Annotated in this window: 10 protein-coding genes; 3 read left to right on the forward strand and 7 right to left on the reverse strand. The window is 61.6% G+C overall.

Features of this window, described 5'->3' with window-relative positions; all coding sequences use genetic code 11:
* Positions 1-493 precede the first annotated feature (493 nt).
* From G6020_RS16480 to G6020_RS16500, 5 genes are read right to left on the reverse strand one after another with little or no spacing between them, the layout of a single operon-like run.
* Positions 494-1822: a hypothetical protein gene (locus G6020_RS16480; RefSeq protein WP_182611322.1), complete on the reverse strand. Its 1329-nt coding sequence runs from the start codon at positions 1820-1822 to the stop codon at positions 494-496.
* 47 nt (positions 1823-1869) lie between these two features.
* Positions 1870-2763, reverse strand: a complete 894-nt coding sequence (locus tag G6020_RS16485) for a glycosyltransferase family 2 protein (protein ID WP_182611323.1) — start codon at positions 2761-2763, stop codon at positions 1870-1872.
* Complete coding sequence (gene wecB, locus G6020_RS16490; RefSeq protein ID WP_206682248.1) at positions 2760-3884, reverse strand: UDP-N-acetylglucosamine 2-epimerase (non-hydrolyzing); 1125 nt, start codon at positions 3882-3884, stop codon at positions 2760-2762. The genes G6020_RS16485 and wecB overlap by 4 nt, the downstream gene beginning before the upstream one ends.
* 5 nt (positions 3885-3889) lie before the next feature.
* On the reverse strand, positions 3890-5008 hold the full coding sequence (locus G6020_RS16495) for an NAD-dependent epimerase/dehydratase family protein (RefSeq protein ID WP_182611325.1): 1119 nt from the start codon (positions 5006-5008) through the stop codon (positions 3890-3892).
* Entirely contained in the window at positions 5005-6036 is a 1032-nt protein-coding gene (locus G6020_RS16500) for a polysaccharide biosynthesis protein (protein WP_182611326.1), read from the reverse strand. The genes G6020_RS16495 and G6020_RS16500 overlap by 4 nt, the downstream gene beginning before the upstream one ends.
* A 153-nt stretch (positions 6037-6189) precedes the next feature.
* On the opposite strand from G6020_RS16500, the gene G6020_RS16505 reads away from it, so the two are divergent.
* On the forward strand, positions 6190-7326 hold the full coding sequence (locus tag G6020_RS16505) for an aminotransferase class I/II-fold pyridoxal phosphate-dependent enzyme (RefSeq protein WP_182611327.1): 1137 nt from the start codon (positions 6190-6192) through the stop codon (positions 7324-7326).
* A 231-nt stretch (positions 7327-7557) separates the two neighbouring features.
* On the forward strand, positions 7558-8001 hold the full coding sequence (locus G6020_RS16510) for a cupin domain-containing protein (protein ID WP_241732793.1): 444 nt from the start codon (positions 7558-7560) through the stop codon (positions 7999-8001).
* A gap of 9 nt (positions 8002-8010) precedes the next feature.
* On the opposite strand, the gene G6020_RS16515 is transcribed toward G6020_RS16510, so the two are convergent.
* A complete protein-coding gene (locus G6020_RS16515; protein ID WP_182611329.1) occupies positions 8011-8205 on the reverse strand; it encodes a hypothetical protein in 195 nt (64 codons plus the stop codon).
* A gap of 159 nt (positions 8206-8364) precedes the next feature.
* Here G6020_RS16515 and G6020_RS16520 point away from each other — a divergent pair, with 159 nt between their 5' ends.
* Positions 8365-8790, forward strand: coding sequence for an organic hydroperoxide resistance protein (locus tag G6020_RS16520; RefSeq protein WP_182611330.1), 426 nt, complete (start codon positions 8365-8367; stop codon positions 8788-8790).
* Between the two features lie 12 nt (positions 8791-8802).
* Here the strand turns inward: G6020_RS16520 and G6020_RS16525 are convergent, their stop codons facing one another.
* A complete protein-coding gene (locus G6020_RS16525) occupies positions 8803-9852 on the reverse strand; it encodes an NAD(P)-dependent alcohol dehydrogenase (RefSeq protein ID WP_182611331.1) in 1050 nt (349 codons plus the stop codon).
* Positions 9853-10053 lie beyond the last annotated feature (201 nt).

Consider the following 10053-nt stretch of genomic DNA (forward strand, 5'->3'; position numbering starts at 1 on the left):
GTATCGATCAGCACACGGCCGCGGTCGTGGATCGGGATAAATTGTCGGCGAGCCATGGCCCCTGACAGCTCGGCGGTCAGACCGACCTGATCAGCCAGAAGCCGAGGCGCGATGGCCCCGGCGTGGGCGATCACCCCGACACCATCAGCAGTAACGGACAGGCCAGACGACCACGACGTACGCTTCACCTACCGAGTGCTTTCTGTGTGGGGACATGGAACCTTAGACAAGTCCCAGTTTCCCCTGTTCAGGAAGCACTTCGGTCTATTTTCGCCCAGCGATCCGCAGATCCCCGTGAATCACCGGGGTTAGGTAGGTCGGGCGTCTTCGCAGTATGCCGAAGCGGGACGACGCCAAGAATTCGCTGGCAGTAAAGCGGCAGCGACATCGACCCGATCCGTTCAAGAGCGAACCGTCTGATCGAATAGGGCTGCTGGAGAACCACGAGGGACAAGTCAGTTAACTGCTTCGAGCTTTTCTAGGTAGGCCCCGTTCAGCCCGTCAGTGCTTGACCTTTAGGTAGAGAAATCGGAGATAGTTCAATTTGCGGCGTTCTGTTAGAAGCTCTTTGTCTGATGTTTCTGCCTGCGAGCCAAAGCACGCAGTAGACTACGAGCCCGCTGTTCAACAAGAAGAGCGGACCATCGGTCATCCATACCCCAAGGACGATCGTAACCCCTGAAATGCCAATCATCTCTAGAACATTGCGATTCTCGGAACTCTGCATTGAGCGAGTTAGCACCGCGAAAATGAACGCTAGTAGTACAGGCGCCATAAGGGTGCCTGATAATCCAAAGTTGAAGTGGATCGAGCCCCACAGTGATTGCGGAGTGGTGCCTCTGTCGCTGCCGTAAATGGTTGCGAACACTTCTCGTGCAATGGAACTTCCTTCGACCCCCGGGAGCACGCTGAGCAGGCCGCGTATCCACTCCTGTCCCGGGTGCTCGACGGATAATGTCTCTGTATATCTAAAAGCGGCAATTCCGGCCCGCGGATTAACTAAGAACACCCTATCCACTAAGTCGTATCCTGCCGACTGGATAGATGACGACGAGGCTTCCGGTCTGTTGCGGCCAAGTGCAATAGTCGAGGCTACGAGAACCGAAGCAGCGATAGTAACGGAGGCTACTAGTCCCGGCTTAGAGAGTCTGTTGGATCGTGTCCAGAAGAAGAGGAACACGACAGTTATGGCCACGAATATAAAGAAGGCACCGCGCTGACCAGTACCTACCAGTCCGAATATGGCGATTGCAGCGACAGTGCCAAAGGCTACCCGGGCTACTGCGGATCGTGCTGAAATGATGCCAACGATAGCCAAAGCGGGGAGCAGAGCATTTTTAAACTGATTAACATATCCCGGAAACAGATATCGTGTGCCAGAGTACGACTCGAGACGCAGTGTTGCGACATCTACTTCGTTCCCGGAAACTGAAGCAGCCAGGCCTTCAGCGAAAGCGCTGTATCCCACTGTCTGGTAGTACAACACCACGACCGCAATCGAGACGGCCACGGCCGCGAGGTAACCTGCGCGAATCGGACTGGGTGATATGCGTGGGTGTAGATGAGCTCTGCTATCGAGATTTAGGGCTGCAATTGCGATAGCTGCCGCCAAGTTGTAGCAAATGACGCTGTATCCGACTATAGCAATGTACTTGGAGTCGGTAGCATTCGTCCAATCAGCCTCCAGGATGGTTCCGGCAAGTGTTAAAACACCAACAACTCCAAATATTCCACTTGGCGATATCATGCTCACGCGGTTTCGTGCGACCACAATATGCACTAATAGTGATAGAGCTCCGGCCATCAATAGCGCGATTTGCATAGCTTAAATCCTAAGAGGGTGCCTGAAAGCGGGCATTGCTATAGCCGTCAGCGACCACGAAGACCGGTGAGCTGGCGGTAGAATCGCTTTCGAAGATTGAAGAGTCTGGGATCGGACGACGCGGCTATTCCAAGCGTATCCATCATTGGCAGTTTGCTAGTGGCAAGGATGGTAATCGTCTTTCCGCTGTAGCGCAGTTCCTCGACTCTCGCCCGTTCCTCAAGCTCTTTTCGATCTTGCTCCGACAACTGGAAGCGATCACAATCCAGTAGCTTTGTGAATACGAGTTGGCGAGCGTGCAATGACTCATTCATTTTGGGAAAAGTCTTGTGGCGGGGATTGGAGTTCCCGCTGTGGATGCGGTAGTACATCCCGATTTCGTGGGATTGGATTATTTCATCGGCCAATGCATCGGCGGCTCTGCTCAGCCACACGTCTTCCGCGGGCAGGGACTCGTCTATTGGGAAGAGGACGTCAGCGAGTTCTCTGTTCATCGTTATGGAGGGGCCGGATCTGCTTGGTGCGAGACCTTTTGGGAGTGTGAGGCCATCGAACTTTGGGTCTTCAGAAAACGATCGAATTTTGAAGTACGCAATGGCCTTGATTCCAAGTTGTACATTTGCGAACTGTCCGACACGAAGCCCTAAGGAGCCTTGCGGCAAAATGTCGTCGGCCCCAGGAATCATAACAATATCGCCGGTCGACTTTGAAAACAGTTGATTGAAAGCTTGAACTTTTCCGACTTTGTTTCCGCAGCTAATGAGTTGAATTCGAGAATCTTTGTTGCAGTACTCAGTGACAATTTCGGCGGTTCGATCGGTCGATCCATCATCGATTACTAGCAATTCCCAATTGGTAAATTCTTGCCCGATTGCGGATTCTATGAACTCGGCAACGTGAGCTTCTTCGTTGAATGCGGGAGTCAGTAGGGAGAGCTTCATGCCCGTATTCCTTCCCAGAAATGGTGCCGGTGCGCGGTCGAGAGGATGAATTTGACCGTCCGCTCCGAGGTGTTGTCGATGAGGTAGTCATCAGGAGTGAGGGATCCGACGCCGTTACGCGTGTATCCGGAGTCCATCGCTAGCTGCACGGCTGCTACCACGTCATCTGCCTCGAGGCCGGTCATCATGATTCCACCGGTGTCCAGTGCCTCGGGGCGCTCGATGGAATCCCGCAGGGTGATAGCCGGGAAGCCGAGGATCAATGACTCTTCAGCGATTGTGCCGGAGTCGGACAGACAGCATGCGGCGGACAGTTGGAGCTTGTTGTAGTCGTGAAACCCCAGTGGGTCGGAAAAGGTGATGCCCTCCGGTTCAGACCAGTCCGGAAGCGCCTCGAGCCGTTTCCTGGTTCGCGGATGTGTAGACACGAAGACCTGCTTGCCAAAGTGCTCGCGGACTGCGGTGAGGCAATCGAGCAGCATCCGCAGACGGTCCGGTGAGTCTACGTTCTCCTCGCGGTGCGCGGAGACGAGGAAGTACTCGCCCTCCGTCAGACCCTTGTCCGGCAGGACCGTCGATGCGTCGATCTGGTCGCGATAGGCGTTCAGCACCTCACGCATCGGAGAGCCGGTCTTGAGGATGCGACGCGGATGGAGCCCCTCCGCGAGCAGATTTCGCCTGGCGTGTTCGGTGTAGACCAGGTTGAAGTCTGAGACATGGTCGACCATCCGACGGTTCGTCTCTTCCGGGACGTTCAGATCGAAGCACCGATTGCCGGCTTCCATGTGATACGTCGGAATTTTCATCCGTCGCGCCATCAGAGCCGCTATGCAGGAATTGGTGTCACCCAGAACGAGAACGGCATCGGGCTCTTCTTCTCGCATGACCCTCTCAGCGGCGATGAGCGTGCCCCCGAGCACGGCACCGAGACTCGACGTGTCAACACCGAGCATGTGGTCGGGCTGGCGTATCCCGAGGTCGTCAAAGAAAACCTGGTTGAGCGTGTAGTCGTAGTTCTGCCCTGTGTGGACAAGGACGTGCTCGATACCCGGTGTGGTGTCCAGCCGGTGGATCACACGGGCCAGACGGATAAGTTCAGGCCGCGTCCCGGCGATCGTCATGACCTTCATCGCTGCGCCCCCAATGACGTCGGACTGACCGGTTCGGGAAAGGTGTCTGGTGCCTCTGGGCGGAACAGCTCATGGCTCCAGAACTGGGTGAGCAGAATGTCACTGCCTGTGTTTGTGATGTTGTGCACCCATCCCACTGGCATGTCGATTGCTACGGGGCGGTCACCGGTCACGTCAAAGTCGAGGACCTCGTCGTGGAACATCTTGCGCAGGCTGATCCGAGCTTGGCCCTGGATCACAGCGAACCGTTCGATCTTGACCAGATGATAGTGATCGCCTCGGGTAATACCAGGGACCGTGGTACTGAACGACGATTGGCCCTCGCCACCGCGGCAGCGCACCGTTTCGACGAAGGACCCCCTCGAATCGGAGTGGGGAGTGAGCGCGATGGGGTAGTGCTCGGGAAACAGCCCGGCGCGATAGGTATTGAAAAGGTCAATGCGGAACGCCGAGCCCAGGTCGGGGAACTCGCCGAGTGGTACATACGACCGATGCAACTCCTGGAGGATGTCCCACACCTCGGACACACGGGTCGGGGTGCCTTCGGGGCGGAGCCGGACTTCGCTGGTGTCGAGGGCCTCAAGGAGTGACTGCGCCGCGGCCTGTACGTGGAGGAGTTCGACCGGATTGTCGTTAATCTGCGGCGTCTGTCCCGAGATCGTGGAATGCACGAAGGTGGCGACGAACGAGTTGTAGTGGGGGCGACCGTGCTCACCGAAGAGATTAGGCAGGCAGACGTCCACGAAGTGGCCGCCGGCCGCTGTAGTCGCGGAGGCGATCGTCGTCTGGGCGGCACGCTTGCCGCGTCCGTAGGCGTTGTCGCGATCGACCTGGATCGTGCCTGACATAACCACCCGCAGCGGCTTGCCAGCGGCAGAAATGGCGCTGGCGAGGTCGTCTCCGAGCCTGCTGTTACCGAGCTCGACGTCGTCGTCGGTCTCAGCACGGTTTACCCCGGCGACGTGGATGACGGCGTCGGCGCCGGCAACGATCTCACCCAACTGGGACCAGTTCTCGCGAGTAACAGGGAGGACTTCGTGATCGGTGAGCGCGGCGAGGCGGAGACGGGTATGCCAACCCAGGAAACCACCGGCACCGGTGAGGACAATCCTCATCGGTTCATCCTCTCCACGACCTCGCGCATCTCAGGCAAGCCGGCGATGAGCTCGGCGGTCTGGTCGACCGACATCTGTTGGGTGTTGTCCGAGTCAAAACTCTCGGCGTGAGGCGCCTCGGAGTCGCCTTCCTCCACGTAGACGGAGTACTGCAACGAGCGGGCGTCGAGGGGCACCCGGTAGTAGTCGCCCTGGTCTGTGGCCTTGGCCATCTCTTCGCGCGCGAGGAGGGTCTCGAACATCTTCTCGCCGTGGCGAATGCCGATCGTGATGACTTCCGGATCGACAACGCCCATCACTTTGGCGGTGGCTCGCGCAAGTGTGTCCACGGTGCAGGCCGGCGCCTTCTTGACAAAGAGGTCGCCGGGCTCGGCATGGAAGAAGGCATGGTCCACTAGGTCAACGGATTCCTGCAGGCTCATGAGAAAGCGGGTCATCGCGCCCTCGGTGATGGTGAGCGGCTTGCCGTCGAGGATCTGCTTGACGAAGAGAGGGATCACCGAACCGCGGGAGTACATCACGTTCCCGTACCGGGTGACGGACACCGTAGTACGCGAAGTGGGGTTATTCCGGGCGAACGCCTGAGCGGTCTTCTCCATGAGGGCCTTGGACATGCCCATGGCGTTGACGGGGTAGACCGCCTTGTCGGTGGACAGACAGACGACAGACTGGACACCGAGCTTGTGCGCCGCGGCGATGACGTTTCGACTGCCGTCGATGTTGGTCTTGACGGCCTGGTCCGGAAAGAACTCGCAGGAGGGGACCTGTTTGAGAGCAGCTGCGTGGAAGACATAGTCGGCTCCCACGAAGGCGTTCTCCACGCTCTCCCTGTCCCGGACGTCTCCCAAGAAGAACTTCAGACGCGGCTCGGATAGCCGCGAACGCATGGCGTCCTGCTTGGCTTCGTCCCTGCTGAAGATGTTGACCTGCGCTACCCCGGAATCCAGAAGGTGCTGGGCCATGGTGGAACCGAACGATCCGGTTCCCCCAGTGATGGCGACGGTTGCACCAGCGAGCGAGGGTGTCATCAATCGGGCTCCTAAGAGAAGGGGAGAGACTTTCGTGCTGCGGATCGTGTGATCGCTAGTCTAGGTGGGTGTTCCGCGAGGTAGCCCTGTACTCGACAACCGTAAACAGACCTACACTGAGCAGGCCCGCAACGTCCCTTCGAAAGGCTCCACATGGCTCGCATCCTCATGTCCAAGGCGACTGTTGGTCCCGAGGAGGAGGAAGCGCTGATTCGGGCAATCCGCTCCGGATGGGTGACGCCGCTGGGGCCTGAGGTGGACGCGTTCGAGGCGGAGATCTGCGAGCGCACCGGGCGTCAGCACGCGTTGGCTCTCTGCTCTGGAACTGCGGCGCTTCATCTCGCGCTGCTGGAGCTGGGAGCCAAGCCCGGCACGTGCGTTGTGTTGTCCTCGATGACCTTCGCTGCCACAGCGAACGCCGTGGCCTACACCGGTGCCGACGCAGTATTCGTGGACTCGAACGAGACCGACGGAAACGTCGATCCGCAGCTCATGCTTGAGGCGATCCGGACCCTGCAGAACGAGGGGCGAGAGGTGGTCGCAGCTATCCCGGTTGATCTTTTCGGCCGCTGCGTCGAGTACGACGTTCTCGAGACGGGGCTCGCTGAGCTGGGGGTGCCGATGCTCGCCGATGCGGCCGAATCTCTCGGTGCGACCTTCAAGGGAAGGGCTGCCGGAGCGTATGGGCGGGCCGCCGCCTTCTCCTTCAACGGCAACAAGATCATGACCACATCCGGGGGTGGGATGCTGGTCTCGGATGACTCAGAACTGGTTAACCGCGCCCGCTACCTCTCCACTCAAGCCCGGCAACCCGCTCCGTGGTACGAACACACTGAGATCGGTTACAACTACCGGATGTCCAACATTCTCGCGGCACTCGGGCGCGCGCAGCTGGCTAAACTGGACTCCTTTGTCTCCCGCCGGCGCGAGATCCGCTCGATGTATGTAGAGGCTTTCGCCGACATCGAGGGTCTCCGTTTCCTCGGATCCGCGGACATAGTTGATGGGACGGCCGACAACTGCTGGCTCACCGCCATCGACCTGGGAGCCGCCGTCGGAGTGTCTGCCGACGAGATGGTCGCTCACCTGGACGCGCAGGACATCGAGGGGCGTCACCTGTGGAAGCCGATGCATCTGCAGCCGGTGTGGCGTAACGCCCGCGCCTTCACCACCGGGGCATCCGAGGCGCTGTTCCGCCGGGGGGTCACCCTGCCTAGCGGGTTTGGCCTCGCAGATTCGGAAATCGAGCAGGTCATCGAGGCCGTTCGGACCAGGTTGATCCGCCAATAGGCTTCGGCGCGTCGCCAGAGTGCGGACCGGAAGCCCTTCACCGGAAGCCCTAACCGAGCTGGGGCCAAGCGGCTTCTCAGGGCTAATCGTTGGGATAGCGTTGCCTCACACTGACCGGATTCCCTTAGTCAGTCTGAGCAGACACGGGGACTGGTCATGTCGCATTCATCGATCCGGGGCGCAGTAGGCCGAGCCGGCGCAATCACCGTTGCAGCAGGACTCGCGGTGACTATGGCCGCATGCTCGCCCGACGCACCGCAACCTGCGACGGAAGCGCAGCTACCGGCCCCTACCGAGACGACGGAGCCCGTCCGCGCCGTCGACATCGCCGCGGGCCAGCAGGACGGGCCCGTCGACGTGGAGGTCGACGGCGGCGCGGCGGGTGTCGGGGTGACCTTTCGCGAGATCACCATCGAGCCCGGGGCTGGCACCGGGGAGCACTGCCACTACGGGCAGCTGATCGCGGTTGTGGAGCAGGGCGAACTCACCCACTACGCCGACATCTATCCCGGCGGCGTCCACGTCTACAGCCAAGGCGAGTCGATCATCGAGGGTGCGGGATACCCCCACGAAGGTCGCAACGAGGGCGAGGAGGACGTGGTGCTGATGGTGACCTACGTGATCCCCGAGGGTAAGCCGCTCGCCGAGACCGATCTGGCGAACTGCGACCACTGAGTCGCGCGGTCAGTCGTCCTCGGCGAGGTCCGGGTCGACGTCGTCGTCGGTGGGAACCACCACCAGCTGTTCGGCGACGTCGGCCGGATCGGCCTCCCGGGTGGGGTCGTCGACGCTCACCTCGGGCGTGTACTCCTCGGCTGCGGTGACGGGATCCGGGTCCGGGGTGTACTCGTCCGGATCGGGGCGGTCCTCGGCAAACATCTCAGGCTCCTCCTCGTCCCACTGACTCGTTGCGCTGAGGCCATGACTGGCTCGCGGCCTCCTGTGCCTCCACCCTAAGCATCCTGCGGCGAACGGTGCCAGTGGCCGGCGAGGCGTACCTTGGGCCGCACTCGACCGCTCAACCCAGGAGGCACTGTCATGGCGGATCCGCTGTACACCGTTGAAGCACTGTCCACCGGCGGAGGCCGCGACGGCCACGTCGCCACCGCCGACAAGGCCGTGGATCTGGAGATGGCCCCGCCCACCGAGCTCGGCGGGTCGGGGGAGGGCAACAACCCCGAGCAACTGTTCGCCGCCGGGTACGCAGCCTGCTTCCATTCCGCACTGCAGAGCGCTGCGCGGATGAAGAAGGTGAAGATCGACGGCTCGTCGGTGGGCGCCCGGGTCTCGCTGGTGGCGTCGGGGGAGCAGAGCATCGATCTGACCGTTGACCTCGAAGTGGTGATCCCCGGACTCGAGTCCGAGCAGGCCAATGAGCTGGCCACGCTCGCCCACGAGCTGTGCCCCTACTCCCGCGCCACCAAGGGCAACATCGAGGTCAGCGTCTCCGTCTCCGACGACTGACATCGGCGGGGGCTATCCGGCGTTGCGGTGCGGTGCTATCACCGCGCGTCCGCTGACCTTGCCGTCGACAAGCTTCTGGTAGACCTCCAGGGCCTGGTCCAGCGGATACACGTGGACCTCCGGGCTGATCTTCCCCGCCCGGTACAGGTCCACCACCTCGTGGAGGTCCTCGAGGGTCCCCCAGTAGGTGGAAGAGAAGTTGACCTCATACGGCAGCCGGAAGACGTTCCAGGGGAAGTCGGCGCCGGCCAGACCCACCACGGTCACCGAGCCCTGTTGAGCCACGCTGGCGGCGGCGAGCTCGAGGGTCGGGGCCGCGCCGACGAAGTCGAACACTGCGGTGATGCCCCGGCCGCCGGTCAGCTCCTGGAGCTTCTCGGCGGCTCCCTCGCTCGGGATGCCGATCGCCCCATCTTTCTCCGCGGCGGCGACGGCCTCCGGTTTGGTGTCGGTGGCGTACACGGTGGCCCCGGTCATGGCCCGGAGGATCTGCACCCCCACCAGGCCCAGGCCGCCGAGGCCGATGCACAGCGCGGTCGCGCCCGGGGTGGTGAGGTCGGGCAGCACCCGTTTGATGGCGTGGTACGGGGTGAGGCCGGCGTCCGCCAGGGGAGCGGCGGCGACGGGGTCGGCGTCGCCCAGCGGGATGAGGTTGCGCGCGGTGGTGGTCATGTAGTCGGCCATGCCGCCGTCGCGACCGAGCCCGGTGGCCAGGTACCCCACCGACGGCACGTCCTGGCAATACGTGTCCTGCCCCCGCGAGCACGGCTTGCACCGACCGCAGCCGATCGGTCCGTAGACCAGGAACGCCTCGCCCGCATTGAGGCCGGTGACGCCGGGGCCCAGCTCCTCGATCCAGCCGGAGACCTCGTGGCCCAGGGTGAACGGCGGGGTGAGGAAGCCGGTGGGGTCGCCGGGAAACTCGTGGAACAGGCCCACATCGGAGTGGCAGGCGCCGGAGCCGGCCACCTTGAGCAGAACCTCGCCCGGGCCGGGAGTGGGTCTGTCGACGTCCTTGAGTTGGGGGAAGGTCTTGAATCCCTCGAACACGACTGCCTTCATGGCGCGCTCCTCGCTGTCTCGCCGGAGGGCGCACCGGACGAGTGACGCCCGTCACAAGTATGCCCGATTCTGCATGTGATCGGGGTGGCGACTGCCTCGTCGTCGTCGCCCTTCTTCTTTGTCTTTCGGTCAGGTCCTGGTCTGCTGCTCGCGGTCGCGTGCCGGGCGTCGCCGCGCCCGCCAGAGGGGGTCGAGGGCGGC

It is taken from the genome of Dietzia sp. B19, from assembly GCF_014145155.1.
GTDB lineage: Bacteria > Actinomycetota > Actinomycetes > Mycobacteriales > Mycobacteriaceae > Dietzia > Dietzia natronolimnaea.